General features: G+C 56.2%; 14 protein-coding genes. 5 read left to right on the top strand and 9 right to left on the bottom strand.

The window, feature by feature from the left end:
* Positions 1 to 68: 68 nt before the first annotated feature.
* From DWV20_RS05950 to ptcA, 3 genes are all read right to left on the bottom strand, one after another.
* Positions 69 to 1,274, bottom strand: coding sequence for an agmatine deiminase family protein (locus DWV20_RS05950; RefSeq protein WP_118256603.1), 1,206 nt, complete (start codon positions 1,272 to 1,274; stop codon positions 69 to 71).
* 368 nt (positions 1,275 to 1,642) lie between these two features.
* Positions 1,643 to 3,082 (bottom strand): APC family permease, encoded by a 1,440-nt coding sequence (locus DWV20_RS05945; protein ID WP_118256602.1) that lies wholly within the window; start codon positions 3,080 to 3,082, stop codon positions 1,643 to 1,645.
* Between the two features lie 134 nt (positions 3,083 to 3,216).
* Complete coding sequence (gene ptcA / locus DWV20_RS05940; protein WP_117583532.1) at positions 3,217 to 4,290, bottom strand: putrescine carbamoyltransferase; 1,074 nt, start codon at positions 4,288 to 4,290, stop codon at positions 3,217 to 3,219.
* A 330-nt stretch (positions 4,291 to 4,620) separates the two neighbouring features.
* Between ptcA and DWV20_RS05935 the strand changes: the two genes are divergently transcribed.
* Positions 4,621 to 5,586, top strand: coding sequence for a response regulator transcription factor (locus DWV20_RS05935; protein WP_118256601.1), 966 nt, complete (start codon positions 4,621 to 4,623; stop codon positions 5,584 to 5,586).
* A gap of 677 nt (positions 5,587 to 6,263) precedes the next feature.
* Here DWV20_RS05935 and DWV20_RS05925 read toward each other — a convergent pair.
* The 4 genes from DWV20_RS05925 to DWV20_RS05910 all read right to left on the bottom strand — a co-directional run bounded on the left by DWV20_RS05925 (position 6,264) and on the right by DWV20_RS05910 (position 13,476).
* Positions 6,264 to 8,177, bottom strand: a complete 1,914-nt coding sequence (locus tag DWV20_RS05925; RefSeq protein WP_118256599.1) for an ATP-binding cassette domain-containing protein — start codon at positions 8,175 to 8,177, stop codon at positions 6,264 to 6,266.
* A 124-nt stretch (positions 8,178 to 8,301) separates the two neighbouring features.
* Entirely contained in the window at positions 8,302 to 10,035 is a 1,734-nt protein-coding gene (locus DWV20_RS05920; RefSeq protein WP_199410548.1) for a LuxR C-terminal-related transcriptional regulator, read from the bottom strand.
* A gap of 464 nt (positions 10,036 to 10,499) precedes the next feature.
* Complete coding sequence (locus DWV20_RS05915; protein WP_118256598.1) at positions 10,500 to 12,701, bottom strand: FtsX-like permease family protein; 2,202 nt, start codon at positions 12,699 to 12,701, stop codon at positions 10,500 to 10,502.
* On the bottom strand, positions 12,691 to 13,476 hold the full coding sequence (locus DWV20_RS05910) for an ABC transporter ATP-binding protein (RefSeq protein WP_118256597.1): 786 nt from the start codon (positions 13,474 to 13,476) through the stop codon (positions 12,691 to 12,693). Before DWV20_RS05910 ends, DWV20_RS05915 begins: the two co-directional genes overlap by 11 nt.
* A gap of 157 nt (positions 13,477 to 13,633) precedes the next feature.
* Between DWV20_RS05910 and vsr the strand changes: the two genes are divergently transcribed.
* The 3 genes from vsr (at position 13,634) to DWV20_RS05895 (ending at position 16,716) form a co-directional block, all read left to right on the top strand.
* Positions 13,634 to 14,608 (top strand): DNA mismatch endonuclease Vsr, encoded by a 975-nt coding sequence (gene vsr / locus DWV20_RS05905; protein WP_118256596.1) that lies wholly within the window; start codon positions 13,634 to 13,636, stop codon positions 14,606 to 14,608.
* Between the two features lie 498 nt (positions 14,609 to 15,106).
* Positions 15,107 to 16,036, top strand: coding sequence for an AraC family transcriptional regulator (locus DWV20_RS05900; RefSeq protein WP_158566328.1), 930 nt, complete (start codon positions 15,107 to 15,109; stop codon positions 16,034 to 16,036).
* 56 nt (positions 16,037 to 16,092) lie between these two features.
* Positions 16,093 to 16,716 carry an HAD family hydrolase gene (locus DWV20_RS05895; protein ID WP_118256594.1) on the top strand — a complete coding sequence of 208 codons (624 nt, stop codon included), beginning with the start codon at positions 16,093 to 16,095 and terminating at the stop codon, positions 16,714 to 16,716.
* Between the two features lie 321 nt (positions 16,717 to 17,037).
* Here the strand turns inward: DWV20_RS05895 and DWV20_RS05890 are convergent, their stop codons facing one another.
* Positions 17,038 to 17,895 (bottom strand): class II fructose-bisphosphate aldolase, encoded by an 858-nt coding sequence (locus DWV20_RS05890; RefSeq protein WP_022095149.1) that lies wholly within the window; start codon positions 17,893 to 17,895, stop codon positions 17,038 to 17,040.
* A 335-nt stretch (positions 17,896 to 18,230) separates the two neighbouring features.
* On the opposite strand from DWV20_RS05890, the gene DWV20_RS05885 reads away from it, so the two are divergent.
* Positions 18,231 to 19,034, top strand: coding sequence for a DeoR/GlpR family DNA-binding transcription regulator (locus DWV20_RS05885; protein ID WP_118256593.1), 804 nt, complete (start codon positions 18,231 to 18,233; stop codon positions 19,032 to 19,034).
* Positions 19,035 to 19,101: 67 nt separating this feature from the next.
* On the opposite strand, the gene DWV20_RS05880 is transcribed toward DWV20_RS05885, so the two are convergent.
* Positions 19,102 to 20,262, bottom strand: coding sequence for an FprA family A-type flavoprotein (locus DWV20_RS05880; protein ID WP_187361794.1), 1,161 nt, complete (start codon positions 20,260 to 20,262; stop codon positions 19,102 to 19,104).
* Positions 20,263 to 20,268 lie beyond the last annotated feature (6 nt).

Below are 20,268 nucleotides of genomic sequence, written 5' to 3'. Positions count from 1 at the left end.
GGCATAGACCTTAAGGGTCATGCCCGACGATTGAAGGGCAAGGTGCCGTGCCTCGGGAAGACAGACAATTACGCGGACGGCTCCTGCTGGGTAATGCAGTGGATATTGCCGCCGCCGAAGACGACCTGCTCGGACTGGACGCCGACGCACTTGTAGACGCCCTCGCCCCAGACCTCGTCGTAGATCTTCTGGAGCGTGTCAACGGCCAGCTGGTCGTTCTCGTCGCCGTACTGCGGGACGATAACGCCGTGGTTGGTGACCAGGTAGTTCATGTAAGAGGCGATCAGCGGCTCGTCGGGGACGCGCGGCTCGGCGTTCTCGTCGGCGTCGATGGTGTCGCAGGAAGCCTGGTCCATGAACAGCGGGTTCACGGGCATGCAGAGCTTGTAGACCTTCATCTTGCGGCCCTTGGCGTCAACGGCGTTGGAGAGGGTCTCGTAGGCAGCGTGGCACTGCTCGTAGAACGGATACTCGGGATCGTCGGTCCAGATGCAGGCCATGACGCCCGGGGCGATGAACGTGGCGACGTCGTCGATGTGGCCGTTGGTCTCCTCGGGGTCGATGCCCTCCTTGACCCAGATGACCTTCTCGACACCCAGGTAATCCTTGAGGTGCTCGTCCATGTAGGCGCGAAGCTCCTCGCTCCAGGGCTCAAACTTCTTCTTGAACTTGGGCCAGATGGACTCGGGATCCTCTTCCTCCTCGAGCACCGCAGAGCAGGTGCGGCCCGGGGAAAGCAGGCACTGGTCGGTCACGACAAGGGTGCCCTCGCCGTCGACGGTGATGGAGCCGCCCTCGAGGATCATGTCGTCGGGACGGTAGCGGCGGCAGCCGGAGAGCTCAGCCATCTTGAGGGCGATCTGCTCGTCCTTGTCCCACGGGAAGTACAGGCCGTCGACGAGGCCGCCGTAGGCGTTGAAGTGCCAGTGGTTGGCGCGCTTCTCGCCCTTGCCGTTGATGACGTAGGTGGCGGCGGTGTCGCGGAACCAGGCGTCGTCGGTGGTCATCTCGATGACGGTGACGTTCTCGTCGTTCTCGAAGACGGCCTTGCAGTTGGCGTAGTCGACCTGGTTGGCGCACATATAGACCGGGGTGAACTCGGAGATGGCGCGGGCGATGGCGGCATACTGCTTCTGAGCCGGCTTGGCGCCGTGGGCCCAGGTGTCGGTGCGGTGGGGCCAACCCATCCACACGCGATCCTGCGGGGCGAACTCAGCGGGCATAAAGAAGCCGTCGGCCTTGGGGGTGGACTCGGACTCGGTGATCGTACGCATAAGATTTCCTCCAAATCGAACGATCGCTTGCTGCGGGCGGGTTACCCGCAGCCTAAAACCAAGAGATGGTAGGCGCCCGTTCCCCGGCAAAGGTCGGGGCGCCCGGCGCCGGTTTTCACGGAGTCGCACCGGCAAGCGACGACGTAACCAAGTGCGCGGAGACAAAACGCACGAAGGATACGGAAGAGAGATTGGGGTGGGCGGTGGTTACCGGAGCTATCGCTCACACCCACCCCGGGGAATGGTTAGCAAACCTGTCGCTTTGGGCACGCCCTCGAAGAGGCTAGAGTGCCTGGAGTCGGGAGCGACAAGCCCGACGAAGCGTACTTTGGTACGCGAGGAGGGTTGGAGCCCCGAATCCGGGTGCTCTAGTCCTCCTCGGCCTCGGCGGCCTCCTCAGCGAGACGCTGAGCTGCCAGCTCGGGAGTGAGGCCCTTGTACTCGGTCTCGCGGCCCTTGGCGCTGACGACGCGGACAACCTCGCCGATGAGCAGAAGCACGATGAAGATAACGATCATCGGGAGCTTGTCGCCAATTTCAGCGGCAGAGAGCGGCACCAGCGTTGCAACGATGGCCAGGATCAGCTCGATGCAGGGGATGGCTAGCATAACCTTCATCATGGCGCCCTTAAACGGGAACGTGAAGATGCGCTCACGGTTCGGGTCGTTCTTACGAAGGTTGAGGAACGCCGGGAACATCGGGATGTAGGTGAGCAGCAGGAAGACGACGGAGGTGCCAAAGAGCATCCAGAAAACGCCGTTGGAGATGGCGTCGATAGGAACAAGCTGCAGGCACAGCACCAGGGAGGCAACGATGGCGTTGACCAGGTTGGCACCGTTGGGCATGTCGTCATCAGAGATCATCGAAGCAAAGACCTTGGGCATGTTGCCGTGCTCGGCAGCGTAGCGAGCAACGGAGTTAACGCCGAAGGACCAAGCAGCCATGTTGGCGAACAGGGTGATCAGGAAGGCAATGCAGATGACCTTAAAGATCATGGAGTCGCCCACCATGGTCTGGACTGCATAAATCATGCCGTAGTCGGGGTCGATGGAATCGGCCGGCACAGCAGCGCCGATGCCAAAGCCAGCGAACAGGTAGATCACGGCGATGGACAGGCCACCGACGATGATAGCCTTGGGAATATCGCGAGCGGGATCGGCCATGTCATCGGTCATGGTGCAGATGACCTCGAAGCCCATGAAGTTAAAGATGATGATCGACAGGTAACCGAGAGCGTTGGTGTTGGTGAGCTCGGGCAGGAAGGTGGCAGCGGACATGTCGTTCGCAAAACCGTTCTCCATGGCATACCAAATGCCCAAAGCGCCAACGATAACGGCGACGGCGACCTTGATGATGGCGCCACCGTTAAGGACCCACTCGGAGTCGGCCGCCTTGGAGCGGCCCATGAGGTAGACGATCCACACAAAGGCAAGATCGATACCCATCTTGGCGATCAAGTTGAACTCAACGCCAAAGACCATGCCCAAAATGTCAGGGAACATGGTAGCCAGCGAGGCAATCCACAGCGGGTAGTTGACCCAGTAGTAATACGAGATGCGGGCGCCCCATTTGTCGCCCAGGCCATCGCGTACCCAGTCGTAAATGCCGCCCTCGCCGTCATAGGTGGTGCCGAGCTCGGCGACAACCATGCCGTAGGGAAGCAGGAAGGTCAGGATCAGGAAGATCCACCAGAAGAACTGCTGGTTGCCAATGGCAGCAGCAGGAGCGGCGGCCTCGCAAACGAAGACGACGCAGATGATGGTCGAAATGACCGTCAAGAAGGAAAGCTTTTTCTTTCCGTCGCTCATGATGAGCTCCTTCGCTCAGTCTTGGACAGATCCGAGGCCCTAAGGTATTAAAGGCAATTGCTTGGGCCTCGGTGAGCGGGCGACAGGAGACGAGCATCCGCCGCCCGCAAACGTGCTTTTAGAAGCCTTGAGGCTTAGAGCTGCTCGAGAGCCTCGAGAGCGGCGTGGAGCTCAGCCTTGGCGGAGTACTCGACACCCTCGTCGTTGAGCGGGGTGCGCTTGCCCAGGGCGGCAAGGAGAGCACGGATGGAGTGCTTGCGGTTCTCGGCCTCGACCCAACACAGGGAGCGCTCGGGATCGTCCATGACCTCGTCGACGACCTCCTCGTTGCGGGTGGCCGGCAGGCAGTGCATGAACTTGGAGTTGGGGCCGGCGAAGTTCATCATGTCCATGGTGACCTGATACTTGGGATAGAACACGTCCATGTAGTTCTCGCCCGAGACCTCCTCGTCGTACAGGCCATACCACACGTCGGTGTAGATGAAGTCGGCGCCCTTGATGCACTCGATGTCGTCGGAGATGACGACCGAGCCGCCGGAGACCTTGCAGTTCTCCTCGGCGATGGCCATCATCTGCTTGCCGAACTCGGCGCGCTCCTCGACGGTGCCAACGTGCAGGCCGCCGTCGGGGATCTGGTGGCCCTTAGGTCCAAACTGGACGAACTTCATGCCGACCTTAGAGGCGATGAACATGAGGGAGACGCAGACCTGGGTGGCGTCGCCGATGAAGGCCAGGGTGCAGTCCTCGATCTTCTTGCCCTCGGGGAGGTTCTCGAGCATGGTCATGAGGTCGCCCATCTCCTGCGTGGGATGGTTGAACTCGGACATGCCGTTGATGACGGGCACAGCAGAGCCCTCGGCGAGGCCGACGACGTCCTTGTGACGGTCAACGCGAGCCATCATGATGTCGAGCAGCGAGCCCATAACGCGAGCGGTGTCGCCCAGGGACTCGTGACCGCCGAGCTGGATGGTGCCAGGGCCATAGAACTGAGCATGGCCGCCGAGGTCGGTCATAGCGGTCTCGAAGGAAAGACGAGTGCGGGTGGAGACCTGCTGGAAGATCATGCCAAGGCTCTTGTTGCGGAGCAGGTGCGGATAATAACCGTCAACCTTGATGGCCTTCTTCATTGCCAGGCCAAGATCCTCGATAGCCAGGATCTGCTCTTTGGTGAAGTCGTTGGTGTCGATGAAATCCTTAGGCAGTGCCATGTCGATTTCCTTTCCGCCGGTCTTGCCGACTATTACTATGAGGCGCTCGAACATCACGCCTCGTGTTGACAAGACCATCATTCACCCGTATGCAATTTTTACCTAGTTTATTCGGGATTAAAGACCGTTCACGGAGTTACACCCCCTCTAAACCAATATAAACCCGCAGGTAGCTGGCTTGCAGGGGGTTTACCATCTAGAACCGCGAACGGTATACGGCTATGCTGTATCTCGGCGCCTAATCCGCAATGAAACGAAGGGTTGAGACGTCTATATCCCACAAGGTATACAGAGCTCGGCCATAGAATAAATGAGATGGGACGGTGACAGATGAACACCCTGATGTTCTTCTATACCCTAGCGATACTCGTGATCTGTATTGTGACGGCAGTGCTTTCGCTTGCCGCCTATGCCTCGTCTCGTCGACGCTTCTTTATCTATGGCAGCGGCGTTTTTATTTGCTATGCCATCGAGATGACCGAGATCTTCTTTTTTGAATACACGTTGCAAAACCAGAGTTTTCCAGCCAGCGACTATTACTCAATTACCATGCCTGTGTTGCGGACCCTTGTGGCGACCGCTTCGCAGGCTTTTATTTGGCTCATTGCCATGGATTTGCTCGACAAGCATTCAAAAAAGCAGTTTGTCATTCCCGTCGCAACGTTCTTGCTGAGCGAGCTGCTGATTATCGTCGCTGTCCCCTACGGCCCCATTCATCAATGGCTCTACTACACGATGCGTCAGGTATTCCTTGTTTTCGTGGGGCTATATATCTTTTGGACGGCACGCAAGAGCACACAAGTCGAGCTGAAGGCACGCGTTAACAACCAACGAAAGCACCTGATTATCGGCGCTATTCTGGTCGGTTGCATCGTTGCCGAGGATTTCTACAACATTCTGATTGTCCCCATGAGTCTGGCGCCCTCTTGGCTGCAACTATATCTGTCCGAGCGCAACTTTAGCGAAAACGTCTTTGCCTGCTACTTTGCGATTCTGCTGATCATCTACTCCTACCACGTGCTTTCAATCCGCATGCAGGAGGCGCCCGAGGAAAAGAACGTCAGCGATCTTGATCGGCACATCGAAGAGCAGATGCCCTTCTATCGCAACGCCTACAAGCTCTCCAACCGTGAGACCGAAGTTATGCGTCTGGTCGTACTGGGCAAATCGAACCAAGAGATCGCTGACGAGCTCTTCCTTGCCGTGGGCACCGTCAAGACCCACATCCACAACATCCTGGTCAAAACCGAACAGCAAAACCGCACGACGCTCATCCTCCACTTTTGGAAGCGATAACCTGCCAAAAAGGGACAGGTTTATTTTGGCAGGTTTTATCTGGGCAAACGTCAAAAACCGCCGCGAGGGAGCTACTTTCCCTCGCGGCGGTTTTCTAGCTCACGCTTTCTTTCGTCTCAATCTGTAACATATGGAGACCAAATCGCCGTCTTACTGTTACAGATCGAGACGAGTTACAGAACGCGCGTCGAATAATCTCAATCTGTAACAGGTAGAAGCGTTTTTGCCAGTCAGATGTTACAGATTGAGATAAACGAAGGAGCGGTAGCGTTAAACAAGTCCGCCACAAAGTTATTCGGAGAGATCCGATCCTAGAGTTGTCTACCAGGTACGATATGTGCACTGATATTTTGTCTCAAACCCGGGCATCCCGTTGCCGCGTGGGCTTAACGCGGCACCCGTATAGAGAATCGTTTGCCCCGTACGAGAATACGAAGTTTTGAAAGACAGCCTCTTGTATGTCTGGTCGAAACAATCAACATTCTCGCTCGGGTGGTTCGCAGTGGAGAACGACTTGTAAGTGTCCAAGACGTCCGCTGTCACAAGACGACAAGGCGCGACAGAACCTGCATCTGGTTTCGCCGTCGCACAAATGGGAATTGTGACCATCGACAGGGTAAGCATAAAACATGCGAACATTGCCTTCACAAAGTTCTTCGTTACATGGCGTTTCATGGTTATCTTCCTTTCCTAGTTTTACTGTCGTTCGTCTTGAAAAGCTGCGCGTATACATTAGCGATCCACTTCGAATCACCTCCCATTTCTCTGGTAACGACACGCGAGTCATCCCCTGTGAGCAATACGGAGGCATCGCAGAGCGATTCGAGGTTTCCGATAAGATGAGAAGAGATAATGACATGTGCTCCTCTACCCGCTTCATCTCTAAGAGCATTCGAAACAATCGCAACGTGTCTCACATCAAGTGCATTCATGGGCTCATCCAAAAGGACGACTTCGCAATAGGACATATACGCCATCGCGACATTAAGTAATTGTCTATTTCCATCAGACAGCCTAGATACGGGCGTATTCTTCAACCCAGTCAAGTCAAAGCGATCAAGCACTTGGTCCAAAGTGCGAGGTGAATGCCAAATTCTCCTGCATCGGTCGAGATGAAAAGCGACGGTCATGTATGGAATCAATAGCGACGGCCTATTCGGAACCAAAAAGAATACCTTTCTCATTTCCTCACGGTCGACGCATACTTTTGCATGAAAACAGAGAGAACCTGACACGCGCACTGATGGCCCAGCATCTCCCCAAAGAGTATTCAGTAGCGTAGTCTTGCCATGTCCATTTGGCGCGACAAGACCCCATATCTGGCCAGCGGGCATATCAAACTGCAATCCCTTTACCAGCTGGTTTTTTCCAACCGTCAACGCATCCAGCGACAGAGAGAGCAAGCTTTTCTCGCCCAAACTATCCGGGCGAATATGGTTCCAGGCCCAGCGATTCTTGCTTTTTAGACGCGAAAACGAAATGACCCCCAACGCGCAAACAGCAAACGCGCCCATCACGGCAAAGAGGCAGTGCGATGCACTGGCTTCAGGAACGAGAGATACCTCCGCTCCATTGGCGTAAGATGCGCCGCCGAGCGCAAACGAAGAGGCAGAATAGCTCGACACCATATACGGCAGCAACGCATGCCATGGAGCATCTTTGCTCGCATAAAACGGAAGCTGGCTTATGCCCCCCACAAGAGCGATCACCATGGACGAAATGGCCCTGTTTCTGCTTCCGGCGTACACGCACACGCCCAAGCAAGCAAACATCATCGACAGCACAGCTTCAAAGACGGCAAATAGCCCTAGCTGAACTAACACAGTTCTTTCGACTACGTCACCATACTGAATGAATACGACTGGGTACTCTGTCTGACCTACACCGTTAAACACCGTTGCCAATACAAAACAGGGAGCCAACGCCAGAACCAAAACCAGCATCGATGCAATACCAGAGACGAGAACGCGGCATGCATTCATCTCTAACTTTGACAACAACGCTCGATCGTAGAACCGCTTTCCATCCCCCTCAAGCGACATATAGAGGACGAGGACCGGGACCAAAAGCCACGCTATTGCAGGAACAGCGCCGCAATAATATGCGAGAAGGATCATCCCGGGCATTTTTGTTGTTGAGTCGTACGATTCCGGATGGGCCAGCATCGATATGGCTCGGGGAAGACGTTCTTGGGCTTCAAGCGATAACTCCGAATCAACACCATTCAAATAACCGAGTCGGTATTCCTTGAGCAATAGATTGTCGTAATCGGCAATCGCATCGTAATACTCTCTGGAGTCCGCCTTGCTTTCAAGCGCCCGATCAAGGCACGCCCTTTCGTCGGCAATGATGCTGTTGAGCTCCTGTGGGGCAGTGTCATAAACGCCGTCAGAGACTTGAGAGACCAAAAGGGCTCTCTGGTCTTCGATGGAAGCTCTACCATATAGATAATCTGCTCCCGTTGGAACGGATAGAAATACCGGGATGCAGAATACGAGCGCGAGCAGCGCCGTCAGCAACATAATTCCCCGGTTGCGCGCAAGAACTTCTAAATTAAGCCGTACATATGTGAGGCAATCACAGGTCTTCACAGCAAGCACCTCCGGTTCGCAACACACGAGTCGTCGGACCCGTTGTCCGGAAGTATCGCCTTCATCGTCAGAACTGTCTGTAGACGTGTAGGATGGATTTACAATCTTATTTGTCTACAGGCTTCTACCTGCTATTTTCTATAACATCTGCCATAAGACTAAAAACCCTATCTCTAAGTTCACGCTCCGAGTGAACTCCAAGCAAGGCATAGCTCTTGCTCTTGGCCTCTTTGACGGTTCCCCGAGCAACGTTAAGATGTGCGCAAATCTCGGTGGTTCTATTGCCATCAAAAACGCATGTCATGATATCGGCATAAAGCGGCGTGAAACCAAGCCTCAAGAAGGCCTCACGCACGGTATCGCGTCGATCACCCACCCGAACCGTATCTTTCGAACGCAAGAATAGCAGCGAATTAGCCATAAGGATAAGTACGACAAGGAACGCAGTCACGCGTAAGGCAGGCATAAGGCCGCCAACGGCCTCACCGCTCCCAACGGACTCAAAGAAAATGTACAGTCGACTTACCACATCGTGAACCCAGAACGCTGCTCCAGCACCCACAGACACCGAAGAAAGGGTGAGTTCAGGCGAAAGGCACAAGTGCATTTCAGACATCCACCGTATAGCCGCACGGCAACACAGGGCCACAAGCACTATAGCTATCGATAGGATTATCGCATCATGCTCAAAGCCGAAGCATACGAGGATTTCCTCGATGCCCATTCCAGACGCATACATAAACAGGAAGCAGACGAAGACTATCCTGCAGTTCTGATTGAACGATGAGGACCCCAGCGATTCTGAACGGTGATCATGGCCTTTTGTTGCGTCAAGATGCCACGCATCCTTTGACAAGAGAAGTCCAGCCGTCGCCTCTGAAATGTTTTTATATCCGGTTTTAGTCAAGGCCCGCGACAAATAGGTACGGGCAGTAGACGGGGAAATGTCCAAGGCAGAAGCAATCTCCTCGTACGTTTTTCCCTCTATCCTCATAGAGAAAACCGCGGACTCCCTTTGAGAAAAACCCGAAGCCGTAAGGATATCGGCAACTGCAGAGTGTTTTCCTCCTAATTTGGCGGCCGCAGAAAAAGCGCTCGTTAAGTCGGGGAAAAATCGCGTTATGGCCCTGGCAAGGATACTGCCCAAAACGGTAACCAGAAGCAATACGATCTCTTGATGCCCACCAAAGCTCAGGAGCACAGCCCCGATGTTTATATTGCGCGAAAACAAACAATCCGTATCGAGAATAACGGCGGCATTACCAAACGCAAGAGGTTCGACGAGCGAGGCAGCAACCCCCATCTCGGCGTTAACGGAAAGGAAAGAACCGATGGAGTCCATCAACGGGACGAGAAGAAACTGAAGGCCAACAAGCAAAGCAATCAAGAGCACAACGGGGCTGTAAAGTGCGAGCTCAGGATACCCGTGGAGAGCAGAGCCATCGGCCACATGTTTCCCCTTTAATCCCGCACGTATGTTTGCGAATTCACCGCCAAGCACCCAAGAACAGCAAGCGACAAGCAAGGGGGCTAGTAACAACAAAATGAACGCGAGCGCCGAAACCACAACATGAAATTGATGAAAGACATTAAGAGATATCGTGTACATCACAAGAAGTGCAATGTCTACGAGCATAAGTCCAAAAAGCCTTTTGGAAATACCCGGTCTCACAGGGCGAGAGATGAGGCCCACACAGAAGCCCGAAAACAGATGCAGACCGATAAGAACGGTGCCAGAAAGGCCCGTATAAATACTTGGCGCCACACAATACAGACCAGCCGCCCCTATAAACAACATAATTGAATGCCAGAGGAACGAGCGCGTCACGTTTTGCAGGGTAGCTGCCTCGGTTGCCATAAAATCAAAGCTCCTAGATAGCATTTTGGGTATTTTAACATCGTTCCCGGCGTTAAAAAAATGTTACCCGAATTAATCAATATCCCCCCTCCACCAAAAGGCACCACGCTGATCCTCCACTTTTGGAAGCGATAACCTGCTAAAAAGGGACAGGTTTGTTTTGGCAGGTTTTATCTGGGCAAACGTCAAAAACCGCCGCGAGGGAGCTACTTTCCCTCGCGGCGGTTTTCTAGCAGTAAAACCAAGTGAGTAGTCTTTTGGCGGGATGCCGAGCACACCTCAAAACGCCACAGCCCTGACCTGCGATTTTATTGAGCACTTGCCGCGATGTGCTCGGCGGATCCAAAAAAGCCTACTCACTTGCATCTGAGATGCTCTAGATACGCAAAATACCGCCGCGAAGGGAGCTGGACTCCCTTCGCGGCGGTTATTCGCTCTGATTTTGCGACGGTTTTGCCCGCCTGTTACTCACTGTAGCGGGTGGCGATGGCAGCTTGTACCATGCCGGCGCTCATGAGGTACGTTACCAGGAAGTAGCCACCATAGGCCGCCAGGAAAATCGCGCAGGTGAGGCCCACGGTGCCGGCGATGCTCATATCTCCGAATATGCTCACCAGCTCGATGATCACCTTGAGCGCCACAAAGGAGTGCGCCAGGCCCACTGCCAGCGGGAACAGGAAGAATACCGCTTGCTGCGCCATCACCGAATGGCGAATCTGGCGGTCGTCACAGCCAATCTGTGCCAGCACACGATAGCTGCGGCTGCCGTCGGCCACATTGGAGAGCTGCTGGATCGACAGTATCGCCGCGCACGCAACGACCAGTACAAAGCCAATGTAGATGGCCAGATAGCTAATCATGCCGTTCATCTGCGCTGCTTGCGTGTACATCTCGGAACGCGTGATGAAGACTCCCCACGACCCCGGCTCCTTGCCGTCAACGAGCAGATTATCGAGCAAGGTGTATTTAATGCTCTCGTCTGCCTCGGTCGTATCCATACCCTGTTTGTAATTAACGAGCAGATTACTGGAATACGGCTGCAGATTAAGCTGGGACAGCAGCTCATCGGCTACGACCACGGTACCGGGATTGCTGCCCATCGCCGAGTTGGCGATGGCCGCCGTGTCCTCGTCCGACTTATCGGTTGCGGGCTTGAGCTCATGCCCGTCCAAGGTGAGGGTATGGCCGCCGGCCATGTATTTGGTGTACAGGTCGCCCAGCTCACCGCCCATATCACACGTAAGCAAGTACTGGTCGCGGCCAATGCTCACCGGCTCCTCGCCCATCATCTGGCGCAGTTTGTTGTACTGGCTCGCCGGCGTCACATACAGACCCATCGCATCGGCGTTGCTTCCCTCGAGCGCCTTGGGAAGCTTTTCTCCCATGGCCTTGCACATCTCACCCGCCACCACCGAGGGGCCCGAGCCGCCAAGCGGGTAACTCAGATACGAATCGATCTGCACATGCTCACCGGCAACATCGGCGATATTGACCTTCTTGCCTGTCTCATCGTTGTTGTCCGCCGACTTGCGCTCGCCATGCCATGCAGCGTACAAATCGACCGTTGCATCGGCCAGCACCATGCGATCGGCCTCAGACGGATTGACATACTCCTTGTAGTAGTCGAGCGTTTCGGGCGTGTAATAGACATACGTTTGAGACACGTCAACAGGGTTATAGCGCTCGAGGTTTTCGTTCATCACGTTGGCAATCGACATACCGCAGGTCACCGAGGTAATGGCCAAAAACAGAATCATCGCGATGACGCCCATCGAAAAGCACACCGTGTTGACCTTGGCCGCAAGCTGGCGCACGGTAAACATGTTGAGGCCGCGCCAATACACGCTGCGCAGGCTCTGCAGCAGCTTGATAAGCATGCCCGAAAGGCCCCAGAACAGGGCAAAGGTACCCACCGTAACCATGGCCGTGGTGATACCAAACTGGTTCATGGCCTCCTGCAGCTTACCCTCCGTCGCGGTGAGCGGGAACCCATCGCGCAACAGGCGGTAATAGGCCACGCCCACCAGCACCACGCCCACGACAAAGATGGCGATCGCAATCCAGGGGTTGCGCGTCTTGATGCTCTCGTTGCGCCGCTCGGCGCCCATAAGCTCGATGAGCTTGGTACGGCGCACGGCGCGAAGGTTCAGCAGCAGCGTAAGCACAAACATCACGAGCATGCAGGCAAGGGTCAGGTTGAACGCATGCACCGAGAAAAAGAAGTGGAAATTAGCGATCTGTGTCTTAAAGAGCGAGGCCGTAAAGAATGTCATGAGCTGGGAGAGCCCCACGCCCAGCACAATGCCGGCGACAAAGGCGCCGACCGAAACGATCACGGTCTCGAGCGCCATGATCGTGGCAACGCGACCGCGCCCCATGCCGAGCACCTGGTACAGGCCAAACTCCTTTTTGCGGCGTTTCATAATGAAGTTGTTGGCATATACCATCAAAAAGGCCATGACGCCGGCCAAAAAGTACGTCAGGTAGCCGAGCATGCTGCCCATGAGCTCGGACAGTCCCTCCTCCTTGATGCCGGCAATGTCGACCTGCATCGAGACGGTATTGAAGGCATAGAAAACCGTGACACCCAGGGTGAGCGTCAGCAAGTAGACAAGGTAATCGCGGCCGGCGCGGCGGACGTTGCCCCAAGCGAGTTTACAGAGCATCGGAGCCCTCACCGCCCATCATGGTAACGACCTCCATAATGCGGTCGAAGAACTCTCGGCGGTCGGTGTCGCCGCGGCGCAGCTCGGTGAAGATCTTGCCGTCGCGAATAAACAGCACACGGCTCGTGTAGCTGGCGGCAAAACTGTCGTGCGTAACCATGAGCACGGTCGCGCGCAGGCGGCGATTCAGGGCCTCCAAGCTCTCGAGCAGCAGGCGGGCGCTCTTGGAATCGAGGGCGCCGGTGGGCTCGTCGGCCATGATCATGGTGGGGTCGGTGACGAGCGCGCGAGCCGCGGCAACGCGCTGCTGCTGGCCGCCGGACATCTGGTAGGGGTACTTGTCGAGCACCTGGCTAATAGACAGGCGCGCGGCCACGTCCTGCACGCGGGTCGAGATCTCTGCCGAGTTTGTGCGGGCAATGGTGAGCGGCAGGGCGATGTTCTCGCGTGCCGTGAGCGTATCGAGCAGGTTGGAATCCTGGAAGATAAAGCCCAGCTCCTCGCGGCGGAACTGCGAAAGCTTGGCCTGCTTCATGCGCGTCACATCCTGGCCGTTGATGCGGATGGCGCCACTCGTGGCGGCATCGATGGTCGACACGCAGTTGAGCAACGTCGACTTGCCCGAGCCCGAGGCGCCCATGATGCCAACGAATTCGCCGCGGTTGACGGTAAAGCTGACATCGTTGAGCGCGCGGGTCACGTTGCCCAGCGCTCCATATACCTTTTCGAGATGCGCGACCTCCAGTACCGGGGTCGCCATGTGCGTGGTTTGCATACCGAGTCCTTTCTTGCGATTAGTCTACGGCATCTATAGTCGCAAGAAGCCGAGTCGGCTACCATCGATATGGCTTACGCTTGCCTTACCGTTGTGTAAGGTACGGGTATCTCATTTGGCTACCCTGCCACGTGTTGATGTTGAGAGAGGACTCCTGTTGAAGACCGTTCATGTTGCCGCTGGGATCATTCGCAAGGAAGGATCTGACGAGCTGCTTGCCGTGCAGCGCGGCTATGGCGACATGCAGGGACTTTGGGAGTTCCCCGGTGGCAAGCTCATGCGCGGCGAGACGCCCGAAGACGCCGTGCGACGCGAGCTTATGGAAGAGCTGCAGGTAAAAGTCACCAACCTGCGCGATTTTTACACCGTTGAGTACGACTACCCCGATTTTCATCTCTCCATGGAGTGCTACTACTGCTCGCTGGCCGATGAATCCGATGAGCCCCAGAAGCGCGACCGCCAGCTCGATATCCGCTGGATTCCACGCACCTCACTTGCCACGGTGGAATGGATGCCCGCTGACAAGGGGCTCATTGATGCCCTGATTGAGCTGAAGGAAGATCGGCTTGAGACAAGCTCTGCCGATGACGCCGCGCCCAACACAGCCGACAAACCCAAGCGTGCACCTAAGCGCCGCAGCAAAAAGCGTCCGAAGCCCGGCCTGCTGGACGGCATCGATACCTCGGACCTCTCCGCTGACGAGCGCGAACTGGTCCGCCGTCGCGCCGCTATCAAAAAGTCCATGAAGGGCAACAAGCGCGCCAATACCAAGCCCGAGCTGCTCGTTCGCCAGCGCCTGCGGGCAGCAGGCCTTACGGGTTATCGCTTGGAATGGAAGGTGCCCGGAAAGCCCGACATCGCCTTTCCCGGGCGCAAGATCGCCATCTTCGTCAACGGCTGCTTTTGGCACCGCTGCCCCAAGTGCAACCCTAGCCAGCCCAAGCGCAACGTTGAGTTTTGGGAGGCAAAGTTCCGTCGCAACGTCGAGCGCGACCGCGCTGCCGTGGCAGCACTCACTCAAATGGGCTGGACGCCCATAACCATCTGGGAATGCGAACTCAAAAAGGACCGCATCGACGCCACGATGGAAAAGGTCATCGAACAAGTACGCGCCGCCGCACCGCAGTGCTAGGAACGAGCCGTCCACACGCCCCACACAGGCAAGCCACATCCGCGCCACAAACCTTAGAAAACCCTTAAGCCCAAAACCTTTCAAGAGTGTTACTCGATAGCTTTTACCTGCGGTTTCATCGCAACGTCAAACCTCATTAAGCCTTTCTTTAGCGCTTCTTTGCAGCAGCCACGGCATAATACTGCCAACGCACGGGGCCTAGCAGCACACCCCGCGCGCAATCTTTTGGTGGACATCGAGGAGGCCGCATAAGCATGCATTCTTCCAATGCCGTAGCACGGCAGCCGTCCCTAAAACATGCAGACCTTTTCTCCTTCCCCCCGACACAGAGAGACGGCCTCCTCGACTCCCCCACCACAAAAGCCAAACGCTCAACCAACCAGAGCCACAACTTGCGAGCATCGTTCGAAAAGCTCCAAGCATCCCTAAACAAGGCGTTCCCCGAACAGGCAAGAGCAATCTAAGCCCATCGCGCTTTATACTGATGCCATGCGAAACATGGATCACATAGAATTGCACCGCGGAGGACGCGAGGAAGCGTTTCCCGAGACCGCCGAAGACTGGCCCTATATTGCCGAACGCGCAGAATTCGCTCGCTATCCGGGCAATTCCGTCCCCTGGCACTGGCATTCCGAAGTTGAGCTTTTCTACATGGAACAGGGAGCGATTGACTATCGAACGCGCGCGGCTCATGAGCACGTACGCTTTGAGGAAGGGTCCGCCGGCTTTATCAACGGCGGCGTTTTGCACAGCACGCTGCAATCACCCAATTCGGCACCAGCCATTCAAATGTTGCATATCTTTCAGCCGTCGATGCTCGGCGATCCCGCGGGACGCCTTCAAAAGCGCTATATCAATCCTTTGCTGCAATGTCGAGGCGTCGATGTGCTCAAATGGTCGCCCACCAACCCCGACGATATGCCCTTTATCGATTTGCTAAAGAGTTCCTTTAACCACGACCTTCAACGGCCGCAGAACGAGATGGCGCTTCGGAATAGCTTGTCAGAGCTCTGGATTCAGATTTACGCCAAGGCCGAACCGCTCTTTTCCTCCGACAACGCCTCTTGGATGACCAACCGCGACGTACAGTTCAAGGCAATCCTGGACTATATCCGCGCAAACTATGCAGCCGCTATAGATGTGCCCCAGATGGCATCTGCAGCCGGCGTAAGCGAAAGAGAGTGTTACCGCATTATCGAAGCTTGCGCAGGAACGACCCCGGCGGCATATCTGCGCGCATACCGCGTAAACCGTGCTTGCGAACTTTTGGCACACACCACGCGAACGGTCCAGACAGTCGCGCGCCAATGCGGCTTTGCGACAGCAAGCCATCTTGGCCAGGTATTTAAAGAACAAATGGGATGCACTCCTTCGAGCTATCGAGCAGCGAGGCAGAATCTCGATAGTACCAGGCAGAAATCCCGCTAGCCCTTCTTCTGTCACTGCATCAAACTTGCAGGCAAACAACGGATAGGAGCTACTATATGAAGTACTTTGACTATATCGTGTTTGACGTTGATGGGACATTGGCAGATACAGAAGAAAGCGTGCTGTCATCGCTTGGCCAGATTATCCAAGAAGAAACCGGCAAAACGCTCCCCCGACACGAGCTTGAATTTGCCCTCGGCATACCCGGCAAGAACGCCCTTGAGAAACTTGGGATCTACTCACAGGCAACGCTGAATCGCTGGTGCCAAGTTGCCGCCAGCTTTAAAAGCACCATCAGCGTGTTTCCCGGCTTGCACGAAGTTATCGCAACACTCTCCGACAACGGCTGCAAACTTGGCATCGTCTCCTCACGTGCGCGCGACGAATACGCAGAAGAAATTGCACCCCTTGGCTTCGATAAGTATTTTGAGCACATCATCCTTGTCGAAGACACAACCGAACATAAACCCGCACCCGCTCCCATGCTCGAATATCTCCGGCGTACGGGCGCGAATCCTGGCAACGTCGTCTACGTTGGCGACACCGTCTACGACGAACAATGCGCAACTTCGGCAGGGGTCAGTTTTGCCCGAGCAGCATGGGGATCACACCAAGATATCCCAAACGCCACCTACAACCTCAAAACCCCCAACGACCTACTAACCCTAACAACCAAATGACCCACGCGTCCCACCCTTTCAGCCCCAACACCACAAGGGCGATTGAGCAGGACGGTTTGGGCGGGTCCCCGTACTTAGTTTCCAAAATCATTCCGCAGCGCGAAGGCTTCTTATTATTTTCCGCCCAACGCCACAAGGGCGACGACCTCGAGTAGGTCAACCTGGGAGGGACGAGGGCTTAGTTCCCCAATCTTTCCGCAGGGGGCAAAAAGCCTCGCCGCACGAAGTGCGCAGCGAGGCTTTTTGCATGCCCGAGGACGATTGGGGAACTAAGCCCTCGTCCCTCCCCGGGATATGTAGCGAGTCGGAGTACCCTTGCTGTTACTCTGCTTTGCCCACAGAGTTGAGGTTGGTCATGCGGATCTTAACCAGCTCGGTGATCTCACGCATACCCTCCTTGGCCGGCTTCTTGGGATCGAAGCAGGCGGGGTTCTCGGCCATGTAGGCCATGAAGCCCTTGGTGTAGGCCTGACGCAGCTCGGTGGCGTAGTTAACCTTGCAGATGCCATTCTTCACAGCCTCGGCAACCTGCTCATCGGGCACACCGGAGGTGCCGTGCAGGACCAGCGGCACGTCGACGGCGTCGCGGATGGCCTTGACCACGGACTGCTCGATGTGCGGATCGCTCGTGTACACACCGTGGCTGGTGCCAACGCCAATTGCGAGGGAGGTGCAGCCGGTACGCTCGACGAACTCCTTGGCCTCGGCCGGATCGGTGTAGGGGCTCTCGCCCTCAACCGCGGGGCCGTCGTCCTCCTTGCCGCCAACCTTGCCAAGCTCAGCCTCGACGGGCACGCCCATGGCGCGGCCGGCATCGGCGACGGACTTGGTCAGGGCAATGTTGTCCTCGAAGGACTCGTGCGAGCCGTCGATCATGACAGAGGTATAGCCGGTGCGGAAAGCCTGCATGCAGCGGTCATAGCCATCGCCGTGATCGAGGTGCAGAGCGACGGGCACGGAAGCGCGCTCGGCAGCAGCCTTGACCATGCCGTAGAAGTAGTCCAGACCAGCGGTCTTGATGGTGCCCGGGGTGGTCTGCATGATGACGGGGGACTTGGTCTCCTCGGCAGCGGCCAGAACGGCCATAACAAACTCGAGGTTCTCGACGTTGAACGCGCCGACGGCGTAGTGGCCGGCCTGAGCGTCCTTGAGCATCTTTTCGGTGGTAACAAGTGCCATGAGCGTTTGCTCCTCTCCCTCGCCCGCATCTGGACATCGGGCGTAGTTGTTCACAAGGCGTTTTACCTTGCGTTTTGCTGCCCCCATTGTATGGAAATCGTTCGTGTTACATGTATGAGATATCACCGGCACGCAGGTCAGGACACCCGTTTTTGAAAAGCAAACGGAAGGGATTCGGACCAAATTTCTCTATCCGACACTGAAGTTTTCACGCGAATCGTCTTTCTTTTATAGAAAAGATAAGTAATCAAAAGGTGTTTTCTTACTTAAAAAGAAAATGAACGAAAATGGACTCAACACAATTCCTGCAAATTTCAGACGCGGATGGAGCAGCTATGGCCCACGTAACAACTCGAGCATTCGCCGACGAGCGGCGCGCCGCCATCATGGAAATGCTCGAGCATAACGCCTCCGTTCAGGTGGCAGACATCGCCCAAACCTTTGGCGTATCCTCCGTCACCGCCCGCGCCGACCTGGACGCGCTCGCCGAATCCGGCAAGCTGCGTCGCACGCATGGCGGCGCCGTGTCGCTCCACAAACGCCTAACTGTCTCCACGCAAGATCGCCGCATAAACATCAATGTCGCCGCCAAGCAGGCTATCGCACAAAGTGCCATTGAACTCGTCGGCAACGGTGACACCCTGCTCGTCGACTCGGGCACCACGGCACTCGAGTTTGTCCGGCTCCTCGATCAGCGCGACGGCATCACCGTCATCACGGCCGACATCACCATTGCCGATTACATCGACGAAAGCATGCCCTCGGTTGATGTCGTCATGCTGGGAGGGGCACTGCGCAAAGGCCATCGCTATCTGTACGGCCCACTTACCATGCAGGCGCTCCAAATGGTCCACGCCGATCTTGCCGTCATGTGCCCTGGCGCTTTCGTTCCCGGCTGCGGCTTTACCACCGACTTTCCCCAGATGGCCGAGACCAAAGCGGCCATGATTGGCGCCGCCCGCCAAAGTATCGCCCTCATGGACGCCAGCAAGGTCAACGGACGGGGCATGTACCGCTTTGCCGAGCTGACCGACGTCAACGCCATCGTGATGGACCGTGACCCCGATCACGCCGTCGCCACCTCAATCGCCGAGATCGTCGACAACGCCCGCCCAAATCTCCTCATCGCCGGCGCGTAAACAAAAACCACCACAAAGGTTCACCGTCCCCTTTGTGGTGGTTTGAGCGTTAAACGTGAACGTATCGCTACTTGGAGAGCTCGTCAGCGAGGGCCTCGATCTGAGCGCGCGAGGCGTCGTTGAGCGAACCCAGGACGGTCACCTTGTTCTGCGTCAGGGTGATGTCCTTCATACCCTCGAGCTCCTTGGTCATAATCTTGGCAGCTGCGGGCGCCCAGGAGCCGCCCTCGACGAGCGCCACCGTACGGTTCTGGTAGGCATGCTCGGCAAGCGTATGGATAAAGGTGCTCATGAACGGGAAGATCTCGCCCTGATAGGTGATGGAAGCGAGTACCAGACGGTCATAGCGGAACGCATCCTCAACGGCCTCGGCCATGTCGTCGCGAGCCAGGTCAAAGACGGAAACCTTCTGGCCGCGGGCCTCGAGCGCAGATGCAAGCTCCTCAACGGCAGCCTTCAGATGGCCGTAGACGCTCGCGTAGGCAATGGTGATGCCCTCGTCCTCGGGCTGATAGCTCGACCAAGTGTTGTAGGTGTCAAGGTAATAGCCAAGGTTCTCGGTCAGCACGGGGCCGTGAAGCGGGCAGATGATCTGGATGTCCAGGTCGGCGGCCTTCTTGAGCACGGCCTGCACAAACTTGCCGAACTTGCCCACGATGCCAAAGTAGTAACGGCGCGCCTCGCAGGCCCACCCTTCCGGATCCTCGATGTCGTTGGCGCCAAACTTGCCAAAGCCGTCGGCACTAAAGAGCACCTTGTCGGTAGCCTCGTAGGAGAAGAGTACCTCGGGCCAGTGAACGTTGGGGGCGCCGACAAAGGTCAGGCTGTGGCCACCCAGATCAAGCACGTCGCCCTCTTTGACAACCATCTTGCGCTCGGGGAAGTCGGTGCCAAAGTAGTTGACCATCATGCGGAAGGCGCCCATGCTTGCCACAATCTGCGCCTGGGGATAGCGCTCCATAAAGGCGGCGATGCCGGCGGAGTGATCGGGCTCCATGTGATGGATGACCAGGTAGTCGGGCGTGCGGCCGTCGAGTACGGTCTCGAGGTTGCCGAGCCACTCGTCGACAAATCCGCCATCGACCGAATCGGCGACAGCGATCTTCTCGCCCAAGATAACGTAGCTGTTGTATGCCATACCGTTCTCGGACACGTCGTACTGGCCCTCGAACAGGTCGATGTCATGATCGTCAACGCCAATGTAGCGGATATCCTTGGTGATCTCCATCAGGCA

It is taken from the genome of Collinsella sp. AF02-46-1, assembly GCF_003465825.1.
Classification (GTDB): Bacteria; Actinomycetota; Coriobacteriia; order Coriobacteriales; family Coriobacteriaceae; genus Collinsella.
The sequence above is the reverse complement of the archived record's forward strand: the minus strand, read 5'-3'. Positions and strand labels throughout refer to the sequence as shown.

What these genes read in the sequence shown, in the direction of transcription:
- DWV20_RS05950 (WP_118256603.1), bottom strand. Translation starts at nt 1,274, where the DNA reads ATGCGTACGATCACCGAGTCCGAGTCCACCCCCAAGGCCGACGGCTTC.
- DWV20_RS05945 (WP_118256602.1), bottom strand. Translation starts at nt 3,082, where the DNA reads ATGAGCGACGGAAAGAAAAAGCTTTCCTTCTTGACGGTCATTTCGACC.
- ptcA (WP_117583532.1), bottom strand. Translation starts at nt 4,290, where the DNA reads ATGGCACTGCCTAAGGATTTCATCGACACCAACGACTTCACCAAAGAG.
- DWV20_RS05935 (WP_118256601.1), top strand. Translation starts at nt 4,621, where the DNA reads ATGAACACCCTGATGTTCTTCTATACCCTAGCGATACTCGTGATCTGT.
- DWV20_RS05920 (WP_199410548.1), bottom strand. Translation starts at nt 10,035, where the DNA reads ATGGCAACCGAGGCAGCTACCCTGCAAAACGTGACGCGCTCGTTCCTC.
- DWV20_RS05915 (WP_118256598.1), bottom strand. Translation starts at nt 12,701, where the DNA reads ATGCTCTGTAAACTCGCTTGGGGCAACGTCCGCCGCGCCGGCCGCGAT.
- DWV20_RS05910 (WP_118256597.1), bottom strand. Translation starts at nt 13,476, where the DNA reads ATGCAAACCACGCACATGGCGACCCCGGTACTGGAGGTCGCGCATCTC.
- DWV20_RS05900 (WP_158566328.1), top strand. Translation starts at nt 15,107, where the DNA reads ATGGATCACATAGAATTGCACCGCGGAGGACGCGAGGAAGCGTTTCCC.
- DWV20_RS05895 (WP_118256594.1), top strand. Translation starts at nt 16,093, where the DNA reads ATGAAGTACTTTGACTATATCGTGTTTGACGTTGATGGGACATTGGCA.
- DWV20_RS05890 (WP_022095149.1), bottom strand. Translation starts at nt 17,895, where the DNA reads ATGGCACTTGTTACCACCGAAAAGATGCTCAAGGACGCTCAGGCCGGC.
- DWV20_RS05885 (WP_118256593.1), top strand. Translation starts at nt 18,231, where the DNA reads ATGGCCCACGTAACAACTCGAGCATTCGCCGACGAGCGGCGCGCCGCC.
- DWV20_RS05880 (WP_187361794.1), bottom strand. Translation starts at nt 20,262, where the DNA reads ATGGAGATCACCAAGGATATCCGCTACATTGGCGTTGACGATCATGAC.